The organism is Paraburkholderia unamae, assembly GCF_003268775.1.
GTDB lineage: Bacteria > Pseudomonadota > Gammaproteobacteria > Burkholderiales > Burkholderiaceae > Paraburkholderia > Paraburkholderia unamae.
This window is the reverse complement of the sequence record NZ_QLSU01000008.1, coordinates 41,259-54,954: the sequence shown is the minus strand read 5'-3', so window position 1 is coordinate 54,954 and position 13,696 is coordinate 41,259. Positions and strand designations below refer to the sequence as shown.

15 protein-coding genes are annotated in these 13,696 nt (G+C 68.1%); 7 read left to right on the top strand and 8 right to left on the bottom strand.

Features of this window, described 5'->3' with window-relative positions; all coding sequences use genetic code 11:
* Positions 1-34 precede the first annotated feature (34 nt).
* The gene (locus tag C7401_RS14970; protein ID WP_112172173.1) at positions 35-466 is read right to left on the bottom strand and encodes a hypothetical protein; all 432 of its coding nucleotides are present in this window, start codon (positions 464-466) and stop codon (positions 35-37) included.
* Positions 467-767: 301 nt separating this feature from the next.
* Here C7401_RS14970 and C7401_RS14965 point away from each other — a divergent pair, with 301 nt between their 5' ends.
* A complete protein-coding gene (locus tag C7401_RS14965; protein ID WP_112172172.1) occupies positions 768-983 on the top strand; it encodes a DUF3079 domain-containing protein in 216 nt (71 codons plus the stop codon).
* Positions 984-1,019: 36 nt separating this feature from the next.
* On the opposite strand, the gene C7401_RS14960 is transcribed toward C7401_RS14965, so the two are convergent.
* The 3 genes from C7401_RS14960 to C7401_RS14950 form a co-directional block, all read right to left on the bottom strand.
* A complete protein-coding gene (locus tag C7401_RS14960) occupies positions 1,020-1,412 on the bottom strand; it encodes an SRPBCC family protein (RefSeq protein WP_112172171.1) in 393 nt (130 codons plus the stop codon).
* Between the two features lie 143 nt (positions 1,413-1,555).
* Positions 1,556-2,617, bottom strand: a complete 1,062-nt coding sequence (locus tag C7401_RS14955) for a DMT family transporter (protein ID WP_112172170.1) — start codon at positions 2,615-2,617, stop codon at positions 1,556-1,558.
* 107 nt (positions 2,618-2,724) lie between these two features.
* On the bottom strand, positions 2,725-3,381 hold the full coding sequence (locus C7401_RS14950; protein WP_112172169.1) for a LysE family translocator: 657 nt from the start codon (positions 3,379-3,381) through the stop codon (positions 2,725-2,727).
* Between the two features lie 376 nt (positions 3,382-3,757).
* On the opposite strand from C7401_RS14950, the gene C7401_RS14945 reads away from it, so the two are divergent.
* Positions 3,758-3,982 carry a hypothetical protein gene (locus tag C7401_RS14945; protein ID WP_112172168.1) on the top strand — a complete coding sequence of 75 codons (225 nt, stop codon included), beginning with the start codon at positions 3,758-3,760 and terminating at the stop codon, positions 3,980-3,982.
* Between the two features lie 161 nt (positions 3,983-4,143).
* On the opposite strand, the gene C7401_RS14940 is transcribed toward C7401_RS14945, so the two are convergent.
* Positions 4,144-5,424 (bottom strand): MFS transporter, encoded by a 1,281-nt coding sequence (locus C7401_RS14940; protein ID WP_112172167.1) that lies wholly within the window; start codon positions 5,422-5,424, stop codon positions 4,144-4,146.
* A gap of 94 nt (positions 5,425-5,518) precedes the next feature.
* Between C7401_RS14940 and C7401_RS14935 the strand changes: the two genes are divergently transcribed.
* Entirely contained in the window at positions 5,519-6,424 is a 906-nt protein-coding gene (locus tag C7401_RS14935; RefSeq protein ID WP_112172166.1) for a LysR family transcriptional regulator, read from the top strand.
* 3 nt (positions 6,425-6,427) lie between these two features.
* On the opposite strand, the gene C7401_RS14930 is transcribed toward C7401_RS14935, so the two are convergent.
* The gene (locus tag C7401_RS14930) at positions 6,428-7,336 is read right to left on the bottom strand and encodes an aldo/keto reductase family oxidoreductase (RefSeq protein ID WP_112172165.1); all 909 of its coding nucleotides are present in this window, start codon (positions 7,334-7,336) and stop codon (positions 6,428-6,430) included.
* A 162-nt stretch (positions 7,337-7,498) separates the two neighbouring features.
* Between C7401_RS14930 and C7401_RS14925 the strand changes: the two genes are divergently transcribed.
* Positions 7,499-8,413: a LysR substrate-binding domain-containing protein gene (locus C7401_RS14925; RefSeq protein WP_112172399.1), complete on the top strand. Its 915-nt coding sequence runs from the start codon at positions 7,499-7,501 to the stop codon at positions 8,411-8,413.
* 33 nt (positions 8,414-8,446) lie between these two features.
* Here the strand turns inward: C7401_RS14925 and C7401_RS14920 are convergent, their stop codons facing one another.
* Positions 8,447-8,857 (bottom strand): GFA family protein, encoded by a 411-nt coding sequence (locus tag C7401_RS14920; protein ID WP_220092827.1) that lies wholly within the window; start codon positions 8,855-8,857, stop codon positions 8,447-8,449.
* 179 nt (positions 8,858-9,036) lie between these two features.
* Here C7401_RS14920 and C7401_RS14915 point away from each other — a divergent pair, with 179 nt between their 5' ends.
* Positions 9,037-10,695: a tetratricopeptide repeat protein gene (locus tag C7401_RS14915; RefSeq protein ID WP_258397072.1), complete on the top strand. Its 1,659-nt coding sequence runs from the start codon at positions 9,037-9,039 to the stop codon at positions 10,693-10,695.
* A gap of 61 nt (positions 10,696-10,756) precedes the next feature.
* Here C7401_RS14915 and msrC read toward each other — a convergent pair whose 3' ends face one another.
* Entirely contained in the window at positions 10,757-11,254 is a 498-nt protein-coding gene (gene msrC, locus C7401_RS14910) for a free L-methionine (R)-S-oxide reductase MsrC (protein WP_112172162.1), read from the bottom strand.
* A gap of 372 nt (positions 11,255-11,626) precedes the next feature.
* On the opposite strand from msrC, the gene C7401_RS14905 reads away from it, so the two are divergent.
* Positions 11,627-12,706: a tartrate dehydrogenase gene (locus C7401_RS14905; protein WP_112172161.1), complete on the top strand. Its 1,080-nt coding sequence runs from the start codon at positions 11,627-11,629 to the stop codon at positions 12,704-12,706.
* Positions 12,703-13,680, top strand: coding sequence for a LysR family transcriptional regulator (locus C7401_RS14900; protein ID WP_224045358.1), 978 nt, complete (start codon positions 12,703-12,705; stop codon positions 13,678-13,680). The genes C7401_RS14905 and C7401_RS14900 overlap by 4 nt, the downstream gene beginning before the upstream one ends.
* Positions 13,681-13,696 lie beyond the last annotated feature (16 nt).

Sequence of the window (13,696 nt, the reverse complement as noted above, 5' to 3'; positions counted from 1 at the left end):
CTCCCGATCGCGTGGGCCACCTCGCATCCCATCATCAGTCCCTCACGAACGCATATTCGCACTTGCGGGCGCTTGCGCGCGTGCCGCTGCCGGATGTCGCATCCAGTTGCACGTTGACCGAATACCTGTAGGGCGTGCTCCCGCTCGCGCGCCCCTTGGCGGAGGCCGGAGCGTTAGCGAGACCTTGCGCGATGAGTGTGGCCGACCCGTCGGGCTCGATGCTGCCGTCCAGCGTGAGCCAGCCGCCCGTTTCCCTCACGCCGTGCTCACCGTGCAGCACGCTTTCCTGAATCTCGACCGGGAACCGGTACGTGTAGCCTCTTGCGCCTTGCGCGCTTGCCGGGCAGGTGAGCGTCACGTTCCAGCCGCCGTCGAAGGTCCCTTCGGCATGGGCGGACGGCGCGCCGGCGAGGCTTGCGCAGGCAGTGGCGCACTGCGCGATCAACGTCAATTTGCTTACGCCCATCGAGGCTCCTTCGCTTGGGATCTGGCGCCATTGTGAGCGCAAGTGGCGCGCCGGTGTGGACGGCGTCGCACAGTGCGCCTTGCTGCCGCCGGATTCATTGTCATGATATGCAACTAACGGCCAATCCCGCGCGACGCACGCCATTTTGGCGAGCGCGTTCGCCAGGTATCCGTGCTTACCGCTGATCAGACCGCCTCCAGGATGGCGTGCGGCCGGATAGCGGATGCGGCAACGCGTCTCTGGTCCGGCCTGTGGCGAGGGCTATATTGGTTCTATCGCTCAACGCTCGCCGCTGCCCATCATGGCCAAGAAGATCCCGCTCTATCCGAAGCATCCCGAACGTGTTTGCTGGGGCTGCGACCGTTATTGCCAGGCCGGATCGCTCAGTTGCGGCAACGGATCGGACCGCACGCCGCATCCCATCGAGATGCTCGGCGAAGACTGGCTCGAATACGGCGACTGGGGCTTCGACGCGCAAACCGACACAACGGCCGCCGCGCAGTCCACTCCCCGCTAATCTTCCCTCCGATGCGCCCGCTTGGCGGGCGCCCCGTCATTGGCGCGCGAGGTTGCGCTTCAGGGCCGCGCAACCGGCATCCATGAGCGGTTCGACCGCACTGGCACGCTCATCGGGCTTGAAATCGCTGATCCAGACCACCCGGCATTGCTGTGGCGTTTGCGCCACGACCTGCACCGTCGCGTGATGATGCTCGAAGCGTCCGCCGACCACCGTATAGGCGATGCGCATGTGCGCATCATCCACGGCGATCACGCGTTCCTCGATCACGGTGCCGTCGGCGAACGTCACCCATCGCAGCTCGTTTTCCGTGCGCACATCGATCAGCACGCCCGCGAACACGCGAGCGACGTTGGCAGGGTCGCGCAATGCGGCCCATGCGTCTTCAGCGGCGGTTTCCACGGGAATGTCGCGGTAGAGGGTAGCCATCGCACGTGTCTCCTCGGGTTGGTGTGACGCGTGCATCGTGCGCGCGTGCCGGGCACCGGTCCTGGGAAATATTGACGTCGATTGCAGCCGTGACAGCGGTTAGCGCCGTTGGCCCGGCAACGCGTCGCCGCCGGGAGCCGCCGTCAATGTGCGTGCCGGTGATGGACGTCGGGGTAATGCGCGTGGCTGTGCGTGATCGGCGCGTGACGGTGCCCGTGCGTGTGCGGTTCCGTGCCATCCCATGCGAAGTCGTGCTCGTGCTGGTGGTGCTCGTCGTGCCGGTGCGCATGCGTGTGCTCGAGCGGCTCGTGCGTATGTGCGTGTTCGTGGCGCTCGCGCACGTGCAGCCAGACGCCGAATGCCATCAGCGCAAGCGCAAGCCAGAAGGTGAGCGCCGGCCGCTCGGGCCACAGCACCAGTGAGAGCGCCACGCCGAACAGCGGGGCGACGGAGAAGTACGCGCCGGTGCGCGCCGTGCCGAGATGGCGCAGCGCGACGACGAACAACACGAGGCTCACCCCGTACCCTGCGAAACCCACGGCCATCGCGCCGCCGCTCACGTGCCAGGCGGGCCAGTGCGCGCCTGCCAGAAGCGCGACGCCGATATTCACGGGTCCGGCCACGAGGCCTTTCGTACAGGCGACGACCATCGCATCGTTGGTCGAGACCTTGCGGGTGAGATTGTTGTCGATGGCCCAGCACAGGCACGCCGCCGCCACGAGCAGCGCGCCGGGCGCGACGTCCGCATGCGCGCCCGGCCACGAAAGCAGCACGCCGCCCGCGACGATTGCCGCCATGCCGAGCGCGATCTGCGCGTCGAAGTTCTCGCGAAAGCAGACCCACGCGATGAGCGCCGTCAGCACGCCTTCCACGTTCAGCAGCAGCGCGCTCGTGGCGGCGGGCGCGGTGTTCAGGCCGAGCATGAGGAGCGCCGGCGCGGCCACACCGCCCGCTGCGATCGCGCCGGCGAGCCAGGGCAGCTCGGCAACGCGCAATGGGTCGTGCACGGCGGCGCGGGTTGCGCGTGCCGCGAAGCGCCGCAGCAACAGCACGATCGCGAGGCCCGAGCCGCTGCCGAGATAGAACAGCCCCGCGAGCATGAACGGCGAGACGCTGCCGAGCAGTGCCTTGGCCAGCGGCGTTGTAATGCCGAACAGGGCGGCCGCGAGCAGGGCTGTGAGGATGGTGTGCCGATGGGACTTCATGGGTGGCTCGAAGCGCAATAGCGACGATTACGACGGTAACGACGAAAAAAGCGTAGGAGACCCGGCGCGGGCGCGCAAGCGCAGGGCTTCGAGCCGCGCTAGCGCGCTTACTGGCGCAGCAACGCCATCATCGCGCCGAAGCCGACGAAGACGCCGCCCGTCACGCGGTTGAACGCGCGGGCCACGCGGCGGCTTTTGAGCGTGGCGCCGATGCGTGCGCCGAAGCCCGCGTACACGAGATACCAGCTCACTTCGCAAACGGCGAAAGTCGCGACGAGCACGCCGAACTGGGGCAGCACGGGGCGGCTCGCGTCGATGAACTGCGGCAGGAGCGCCGCTGCGAAGAGGATCGCCTTGGGGTTGCTGGCGCCCACGAAAAAGCCGTTGCGATAAAGCGCCAGCGGCGAGCGCATGGGGCGCGCGGCGTCTTGCATCGCCGCGGTCGTTGCGTTCGACACCACATCGGCAGTGGACTCGGGCACGGGGGCGCCCCACGCCTTGACGCCCAGATACACGAGATAGGCGGCGCCGATGAAACGCAGTGCGTTGAACATGGCCGGCCACGCTTGCAGGAACACGCCGAGCCCGGCGGCGGAGACGGCCAGCATCAGGACAAGCGCGGAAAGGCAGCCGGCCATGGTCGCGCTCGAACGGCGCAGTCCGTACTGCGCGCCGTGCGACATGATGAGCAACATATTCGGACCGGGGATGGCGCAGACGACGAAGACAGTGACGAGAAAGAGCCACCAGGTATGCAGACTCATTGCAGCAGCCAGGAATAAGAGACAGGGGAACCCGCGATTATGCCAGTGGCGGGCACGGGCCTGGGTCCGGCGCTTGGGGAAGCAACGGCTGAACGGTGGGGAGGCGGATAAAGAAAAGCCCGCAACCGAAGCGGGCTTGAACCATGCCAGGGAGACATGGAGGAGACGAATTCAGTATAGTCAAACGATTGACGCATCGCAACAAATCAGCGGTCTCAGTATCGTTAATCATTGTCAGATTAATGAGTTGGTGGTTGCCGCTGTCATTGCGCAGGCACACAATGAAGCGGCGCGCTCGCTGGATCGGATGTGCGGCGCACGGGAGGCGAGCCATCGCCTCGTCAGCCCGCAAGCCGGGTTCAACTGGAGGGGTCAAATGGGCATTCTGGACAAGGTGGGTGAAATCGCCGGCGCAGTGGCGGCTGTCGAAGGGGCTGAGAAGCTCGATCCGAACGCGGGCTTCCTGACGAAAGCGGCCGCAGCGGTCGCGGGCTTCGAAGGCGCGAAAGAGGTGGAGCAACTCGTCGAGAAGAAGGAAGACGAAAAGCCCGCCGACGACAACACCGCGCAACCTGCGGACGGATCGGATCAGCAAGCGTGAGCGCCTCGCTGCCCGCTTGACGGATTCTCCGGGGAGTTCGTCAGGCGCTTTGGTTCGTGTCCGGATGGTAATGCGTGACCAATACAAGAGCCGCGGCTGAAATCAGCCGCGGCTTTTTCGTTTGCGCGCTTCGCGAACCGTCCGGTTCCCCGAGCGAGCCGCTATTCGCTTGCGAGCGGCGCAGCGCGATAAACGAAGCCGAGCGCGATCAGCACGAGCGTGAACGCGAGCGCGACGGCGCACACGCCGCTCCAGCGCGCCCAAGCCCACGCCGCGCCCGCCATGAGCGCCCCGGCCGCGCCGCCGATAAAGAACATCCCCACGAAAATCGCGTTCAACCGGCCTCGCGCGGCGGGGTTGAGCAGGTTGATCGCGCGCCGTCCGAGCGTCTGGTCGGCGATGACGCCCGCGTCGAGCGCCGCGGCGCCGGCCACGAGCAGGCCGAGCGCGAGCGTGGGATGCGCGGCGGGAGAAAAGCCGCCCCAACCGGCGCCCGCCACGCCCAGCAGCAGCACGGCGGCGAGCATGGTCGCGTGAGCGGCGTACTGGGTGGCGCGTTCCGCGTTGCGATCGCCGAGCCGGCCCGCCACGGGCGTGACGATGGCGCCGCTCGCCCCGGCCAGCGCGAACGCCGCAATGCCGCTCATGCCGAGCGAAAACGGCGGCTGGGCGAGGCGCAGGGCGATCGCCGTCCAGAACGCCGAGAATGCGCCGAGCGCCACCGCCGCGAGAAACGCGCTGCGCCGCAGGACGGGCTCGGTGCGCAGGAGCGTCCAGAGTGAATAAAGCAGGTCGGCGTAGCGCGCGGTGACGGCCGGCGCGCGGCGCGGCATGCGCAGCACGAGGACGAGGGCAAGCAGGGCATCCGCGCCCGCCTCGATGCCGTAGAACGCACGCCAGCCGAGCGACCCGGCAATCAGGCTCGCGAGCGGCCGCGACAGCAGAATGCCCAGCATCAGGCCGCTCATCACGTTGCCCACGGCCCGCCCGCGCTGGCTTTCGGGCGCCATGGACGCGGCCATCGGCACGAGCATCTGGATCACGCTCGACGTCGCGCCCGCGAAAAACACGGCGGCGAGAAAAAGCGCTCCCGAGTGGGCGAGCGCCGCAAGTGCGAGAAACGCTGCGCAGGCCATGAGCGTGCGGAAGATCAACCGGCGGTTTTCCAGCAGGTCGCACAGCGGCACGAGCAGCAGCAAGCCCGCCGCGTACCCCAACTGCGGCAGCATGGCAACTGCGCCGACGAAGCCGGGCGGCAGGTTCAGCGTATGGCTCACCAGCCCCGCGAGCGGTTGCGCCGCCGACAGATTCACGACGATCACGCCGACGGCCGCCGCGAAGAAAAGCGTCATCGGCAGCGTGAGCGTGGCTTGGGTGGCGGGGCTGGCGGATACATCGGTGCGTGTCAAAACGCGCGTGCAGGTTTCGGCGGGCTGCTCCATCGAAGGGCTCCGGATTGTGGCGTTCCGGTTATCGTAGGCAGCGTCACGTTATGCGACAATTGAATTATCGCGATAATCTTTATGCGGAGTTGTTGTGAACACGCGAGATCTGGAAGCGTTTGTGGCGGTGGTCGAGAGCGGGTCGCTCGTGCGGGCTTCGGAGAAGCTGTTCCTCACGCAGCCGGGCCTCACGCGCCGCGTGCAGAACCTGGAGACGACGCTCGGCATCGAACTGCTCGACCGGCAGAGCAAGCCGCTCAAGCCCACGGCCGCAGGCAACGAGGTGTATGGCCTCGCGCGCACGGTCCTGAGCGCGGTGGACGATCTGCTGGCCGTGGCCTCGCCGGAAAGCGAGCCGGCGGGCGAGCTCAAGCTCGGCGTGCCGCCGTTTCTCTCGGAACTGGCGCTCGAGCAGCCCGTGGACCGGTTGCGCAGCGAGTATCCGAAGCTCACGTTGCGCGTGCGCGCGGGCTGGTCGCCGGGGCTGCTCGACGAAGTCGCGCGTGCGCGGCTCGACGCCGCCGTCGTGCTGCTGCCCGCCGCGCTCGGACCGCCCGAAGGCGTCGTGGCGATGCAACTGGGCTACACGCCGACCCTCGTGGTCGTGGCGCGCTCGTTCGGCTTGCCCGAGGAACCCACGACGCTCGCCGCGCTCGCGCATCATCCGTGGGTGCTCAATCAGGACGGTTGCGGGATGCGCTCGGCGCTGAGCCGCGCGATGGGCATGGCGGGCCTGCCGTTCAACGTCGCGGTGGAGGCGTTCGGCTCCGAGTTGCAGCTTTCGCTGGTCGCGCGGGGCATGGGCATCGGCCTTGCCGCTCCGCAGGCGCTCGCGCGCAGCCCGCTGCGCGAGCAGTTGCAAGTCGTCGATGCGACCGACTTTCGCTCGGGGCTCAACGTGTGGCTCGTGCACGGGGCGCTGCCGGGGCGCCTCGTGCGGCCCGTCGCGCTCATTCGCGACGCGCTGGCGGCGAAGCTCGCCCCGGCCGAGGCGGCGTGACGCTCAGGCGTGCGCGTTCGCGCCGCCTGCGCCATCGTCGCCCGATTCGCGGCCAATCGCGTCCAGCTCGGCCAGCACCGCGTCCGTGAGATCGAGCCGGGCGGCCGCCACGTTCTCGCGCAGGTGCGCGAGCGTCGACGTGCCCGGAATCAGCAGGATATTGGGCGAGCGGCGCAGCAGCCAGGCGAGCGCAAGCGCCATCGGCGTGACTTCGAGGCGTGCGGCCAGCGACGATAGCGCCGACGACTGGATCGGCGAGAAACCGCCCAGCGGAAAGAACGGCACGTAGGCGATGCCCTGCGCGGCCAGCGCGTCGATGAGCGCGTCGTCGGCGCGGTGAACGAGGTTGTAGTGGTTCTGCACGCACACGATCGGCACGATGCGCTGCGCCGCCGCGATCTGCGCGGCCGTGGCGTTCGAGATGCCGACGTTGCGCACGAGTCCGCGTTCGCGCAAGCGGGCCAGGGTCTCGACCTGCTTTTCGACCGGCCCCTCGGCGGGCTTGTGCACGTCGCCCATGATGCGCAGGTTCACCACGTCGAGCGCATCGAGCCCGAGGTTGCGCAGGTTGTCCTGCACGGCGCGCTCGATGTCGGCGGGTTCGAGCGCGGGCAGCCACGCGCCCTTGTCGTCGCGCACGGCGCCCACCTTCGTGACGATCGTGAGGTTCTCCGCGTACGGATGCAGCGCCTCGCGGATGATCTGGTTCGTCACGTGCGGGCCGTAGAAGTCGCTCGTGTCGATGTGGTCCACGCCCAGTGTCATGGCTTCGCGCAGCACCGCAACGGCCTGCGCGCGGTCCCTGGGCGGCCCGAACACGCCGGGACCGGCCAGTTGCATGGCGCCGTAGCCCATGCGGTTCACCTGGCGGCCGGCCAGTTCATACGTGGGGGCGGGTTTGCGGTTCGGCATTGCGATCTCCTGGTTGGCGAATCGATGAATGACCGCAGTATGGGCGCGTTCGAATTGTCCGATAATCCCATCTGATTCGAACAGGCTGTGCGAAATATTGCACAGTGCGGCCGACGGGCGCGAGTAACGGGCGCGTGTAACGGGAGCAGGTGACTGATGGCGATGGAAATGAACGATCTGGCCGCTTTCGTTTCGGTGGCTCGGGCGGGCGGATTTCGCGACGCCGCGCGCGCAGGCGGCGTCTCGGCGTCGAGCTTGAGCACGGCCGTGCGGCGGCTCGAGGCGAAGCTCGGCTTGCGGCTGCTGAATCGCACCACGCGCAGCGTGGCGCCGACCGAGGCGGGGCAGCGGCTGCTCGAATCGATCACGCCGCTTTTTAGCGAAATGGAAGCCGCGCTCGACGTGCTCAACGGCTATCGCGAGAAGCCGGCCGGCACGCTCAAGCTCAACGTGCCCGCGAGCGCGGCGCGCACCATCTTGCCGGGCGTGCTCGCGCCGTTTCACCGCGCCTATCCCGAGATTCGCGTGGAAGTGGTGGTGGAGGACGGCTTCGTCGACGTGCTGGAGATTGGCTGCGACGCGGGCATCCGCTACGACGAGCGGCTGGAGCAGGACATGATCGCGATTCCCATCGGCCCGCGCGTGGAGCGCATCGCGACCGGCGCCTCGCCCGCGTATCTCGCGGCGCGCGGGCGGCCCGAGCATCCGCGCGAGCTGCTCGGGCACGCGTGCCTGCGCGTGCAGTTCGCGGGCGGCGCGATGCCGCTCTGGTATTTCGAGCGCGACGGCGAGATGCTGCGGCTCGATCCGCCCTCGCCGCTCGTGGTGCGCCCGGGCGCGGCGCTCGACTTGCTGATTGGCATGGCGGTCGACGGCGTCGGCATCGTGCATCTGTACGAGGAGATGCTGGCGCCGTATTTCGAGCGTGGGGCGCTCGTGCCCTTGTTCGAAACCTGGGCGGTGTCGTTTCCGGGGCCGTTTCTCTACTATCCGGGACGGCGGCACCTGCCCGCGCCGCTGCGCGCGTTCGTGGATTTCGTCAAGGCGAATGCGCACGAGGATGATTCGGCATCCTGAGCGAACCGGCTGGCGGGTTTCGGGTCGCGGGCATCAGGTGGCGGGCGGCGTCGGCCATTCGGCATAGTGCGGCGTATCGCCTTCGTCGGTGAGCCACGGCACGTCGTGCGAGGTCCAGATATGGAAGGCGGGGCGCGCGCCCGGGTCGTCGTCCAGCGTGGCCACGCGCAGGATCACGTGCGGCTGCGCGGGGCGCTCGGCCATGAGATGACTGCCGCAGGTCGAGCAGAAGTAGCGGAACTTGCCCTCCGACGACTCGTAGCGCGTGAGCCGCTCCTCGCCCGCAAGCCAGCGGAAGTCTTCGCGCATCACGCGCGCGGTGCTCGCATAGGCGCTGCCCTGGGCCTTGCGGCAGGTGACGCAATGGCAGTGTCCAATCGGCGACGAAAGCCGCGCGGCTTCGTAGCGAACGGCGCCACACAGGCAGCTTCCTTCGAGCGGCATGACAACCTCGCGAACGGGAACGGGTGGATGGGTTCGCGCAGGTCTGGCGCGAACGAGAACGAGATCGGCCAGTATAAGGGCGTGCTCCCGCACTTTCAGAGTCGGGCGATGGCCGTGCATTTGAGACGGCGATAAGTTTGCGGGTTTCGCACCGAGCGCGCCTCGATTCCAGATTCCCCATGACTCCTATGCCTGATTCCGCACGGCCAGCCGACGACGCATGGCGCGACGCCTTGGCCGCGCACGCCGAAGGGCGGCACGACGCGGCGCTCGAAGCGCTCCTGCGCGTGCTGGACGCCCAGCCCGCCAATGCGAAGGCGCTCGAACTCGCGGCCCGCACGCTTGCGGGCGACACCGAGGCGCTCGCCGACGCACACCACAATCTCGCCGCCTGGCTGTACCGCCGCGGACGCTTCGCGGCGGCCGGCCACGCTTACCGGCGTGTGCTGTCGATACGCCCCGACGACGTGAGCGCGCTCTCCAATCTGGCGCTCACGCTCATGCGCGAGGCGCGCACGGACGAAGCGGAGGCCACGCTCGCCCGTGCGCTAGCGCTCGATCCGCATGACGTCGGCGCGCTCCTCAACCAGGGCGTGCTGATGTGGCGGCTTGGCCGTCTCGCGGCGGCCGAGGCCGCGTATCGCACGCTGCTGGACCGTTGGCCGGATCATGTCGCGGCATGGAACAACCTGGGCCTGCTCTACAAGGACATGAACCGCCTGCCCGATTCCGAGGCCGCGTGTCGCCGCGCCCTGGCGCTCGACGACGGCATTGCCGAAGTCCATAACAACCTCGGCAATGCGTTGTGGCAACTGGGGCGTGTCGAGGCGTCGATCGAGGCTTACCGGCGCGCGCTCGCGCTGCGCCCCGACTACGCGGCGGCGCGCGCGAATCTGGCGTTGCCGCTGTTGTGTCTCGGCGCGTATGAGGAAGCCTGGCCGTTGTATGAAGCGCGTCACGAGCCCTCGATCGGCGAGGGCGGCGTGGCTCGCCCGCCGGTGCCGTATCCGCAATGGCGGGGCGAATCGCTCGCGGGCAAGTCGATCCTGGTCTGGCCCGAGCAGGGCCTGGGCGACAGCCTGCAATTCTGCCGCTACGTGCCGATGGTCAAGGCATTGGGCGCGGCGCAGGTGAGCGTGGCGTGCGCGCCGGCGCTGGCGCGGCTTTTTGAAACCCTGGCGGGCGCCGACCGCGTGATTCCGCTGAACGGCGAGGGACGCATCGAGGGCCACGACTACTGGTGCCTCACGATGAGCCTGCCGATGCGTTTCGGCACGACACTCGCCACGATTCCGGCGCGCGCGCCGTATCTGCATGCACGCGACGATGAGGCCCAGGCGTGGCGTGCGCGCCTGCCCGCGGGCGCATTGAAGGTCGGTCTGGTGTGGGCGGGGCATCCGCGCGAGGACCAGGCGGCCTCGAACGCCATCGACCAGCGGCGCTCGCTCGACGCGCGCTCGTTCGCGCCGCTCTTGCGCACACCGGGCGTGACGTTCGTCAGCCTGCAACTGGGCGCGACCACGCGCCCGCAGATCGCCGATCTGCCCGCCGAAGCGCGCCCGTTCGACCCGATGGACGACGTGCGCGATTTCGCCGACACCGCGGCGATCGTCGCGAACCTCGATCTCGTGATTACCGTCGATACGTCGATGGCGCATCTGGCCGGCGCGCTCGGCAAGCCGGTGTGGGTGCTGTCGCGCTACGCGGCCTGCTGGCGCTGGCTCAAAAACCGCGACGACTCGCCGTGGTATCCGACGGCCAGGATCTTCCGCCAGAGCACGCGCGACGCGTGGGGCGACGTCTTGCAGCGCGTGGAGCAGGCGATCCTCGCCATCTAGCCGTTTCGGCGTGCCGCCTGGCGTGTTTTATCGACGACGCAAGGCGGCTTTCATATCGTGCTCAGGCGTGCTTCCAGCCGTACTGGATGAACGTGCGGCACAGCAGCTCCATGCCCTTCGCGTCTTCTTCGTCGAAGCGCGCGAGCAGCGGGCTGTCCACGTCCCACACGCCAATCAGTTCGCCGTCGGGCGTGACGAGCGGCACGACGATCTCCGACTGCGAGGCCGAGTCGCACGCAATATGGCCAGGGAACGCATGCACGTCGGGCACGACCTGGGTTTGGCGCGTGGCCGCCGCCGTGCCGCACACGCCCTTGCCGATTGCGATGCGCACGCAGGCGGGCTTGCCCTGGAACGGCCCGACCACGAGCTCGGTGCCGTCGAACGAGTAGAAGCCCGCCCAGTTCAGGCCTTCGAGCGAGTGGAACACGAGCGAGGCGAAATTCGCCGCGTTCGCGATGACGTCGGTTTCGCCTTCGATCAGCGAACGCGCCTGCGCGGCGAGCGTTTCGTAGAGAGCGGGCTTGTCGGTGGGGAGGGTGTCGGAGAGGGAGAACATAATTCAGTCGATCAGGGTATGCGCCGGTTCGAAAGCCGGCGCGCAAGAGACAAGCGTGGCCAGGCGAGGCCAGCCGTAGCCAGGCGTGAGTGTAGGCGAGATCGCGCTTCGCGGGTTTTGCCTCGCGCAAATCGATCCGGATTCGCGCGCTTCCATTATGCTCGCCACCGGCATTTTGCATTGCCCTGCACGGCTGCCCGTGCATGGACCGTAGCGCCCACTCGTGCGATTATTCACGTTTCGTGTTGAATCGATCCACGCTCGCGGGGCTGGCCGCGGCCCCGTTTTCGGGCATGCTCACGCTCGTGAGGCGCGGGCCGGTCAAGGCTTGCGCCGCGGATCGACAACCCACAGAGAAATGGAGAGCGGGACATGAGCAAGACATTCAGAATCGCCGCGATTCCCGGCGACGGCATCGGCCAGGAAGTGATGCCGGAAGGCGTGCGCGTGGTCGAGGCGGCCGCCGCGAAGTTCGGCCTGAACCTCGAATTCACGCACTTCGACTGGGCTAGCTGCGACTACTACCTCCAGCACGGCAAGATGATGCCCGACGACTGGTTCGCCACGCTCAAGGAATTCGATGCGATCTATTTCGGCGCGGTGGGCTGGCCCGACAAGGTGCCTGACCATATTTCGCTGTGGGGCTCGCTCCTGAGGTTCCGCCGCGAATTCGACCAGTACGTGAACCTGCGCCCGGTGCGCCTCCTGCCCGGCGTGCCGTGCCCGCTCGCCAACCGCAAGCCCGGTGACATCGACTTTCTCGTGGTGCGCGAGAACACCGAGGGCGAATACAGCTCGGTGGGCGGCAAGATGTTCGAAGGCACGGAGCGCGAGTTCGTGCTCCAGGAGTCGGTGTTCACGCGCCAGGGCGTGGACCGCATTCTCAAGTACGCGTTCGAACTGGCGAACCGGCGCGGGCGCAAGAAACTCACGGCGGCCACGAAGTCCAACGGCATCTCGATCAGCATGCCGTACTGGGACGAGCGCGTGGCGGCCATGGCGCAGGCGTATCCGGACGTCGCATGGGACAAGCAGCACATCGACATTCTGTGCGCGCGCTTCGTGCTGCAACCCGATCGCTTCGACGTGGTCGTGGCCTCGAACCTGTTCGGCGACATTCTTTCGGATCTCGGCCCCGCCTGCACGGGCACGATCGGTCTCGCGGCGTCGGCGAACCTGAACCCCGAGCGCAAGTTCCCGTCGCTGTTCGAGCCGGTGCACGGCTCCGCCCCCGACATCTTCGGCAAGAAGATCGCCAACCCCGTCGCGATGATCTGGTCGGGCGCGATGATGCTCGACTTCCTCGGCAACGGCGACGCGAAATACAAGGCCGCGCACGACGCGATCATGCAGGCCATCGAGAAGGTGCTGGTGGAAGGCCCGCGCACGCCCGACATGGGCGGCACGGCGAATACCGAGGCGCTGGGCGCCGCGGTCGCCGCCGCGCTGTGACGAAGGCGCCGGGAGAGGCGGGCGCACCGAAAGCGCCGAAATCCACGGCGTCGCCCGAACTCGACGACTTGCGCGTGTTCTGCATGGTCGCGCGCAAGGCGAGCTTCAGCGCGGCGGCCGAGGCGCTTTCGGCGTCGCCCGCGTATGTGAGCAAGCGCGTGGGCGTGCTCGAAGCGCGCCTCGGCACGCGCTTGCTGCACCGCTCGACGCGGCGCGTGGCGATGACCGAGGCGGGCGAGCGCGTCTACGCGTCGGCGGGCAAGATCCTCGACGACGTCGAGCGGCTCGTCGAAGACCTCTCCACCACGCGGCGCATTCCGCGCGGCACGTTGCGCGTGTCGAGCAGCTTCGGCTTCGGACGCAATTTCGTCGCGCCCGCGCTCGCGGATCTCTCCGAGCGCTACCCGCAACTGGGCGTGCGCCTCGAACTGTTCGACCGGCTCGTCGACGTGGCGGGCGAGGGCTTCGATCTCGACGTGCGCATCGGCGACGAGATCGCGGGTCATCTCATCGCGCGGCGTCTCGCCACGAACTATCGTGTGCTCTGTGCGGCGCCCGCGTATCTCGCGCGCAAGGGCGCGCCGCAGCAGGTCGCCGATCTTGCTGCTCACGCGTGTCTCGCGATCAAGGAGCGCGACCATCCGTTCGGTGTCTGGCGGCTCGACGCACGCGGCGAGGCGGTTTCGGTGAAGGTGGCGGGGCCGCTTTCGACCAATCATGGCGAGGTGGCGGTGCAATGGGCGCTGGCGGGGCGCGGCATCGTCCTGCGCTCGATCTGGGACGTGGCGCCATTGCTGGAGAGCGGACGCTTGCAGCGCGTGCTGCCCGGCGTCACGCAGCCGGCCAACGTCTGGGCCGTGTATCCGGCGCGGCTCGCGCAGTCGGCGAAAGTGCGCGTGTGCGTGAATCATCTGGAGGAAACGTTCGCGCGCATCGGGCTGGGCGCGCCCGCGCCGGTGAACGAGCGCGGCTGAGCGTTTTGCCCGCGAG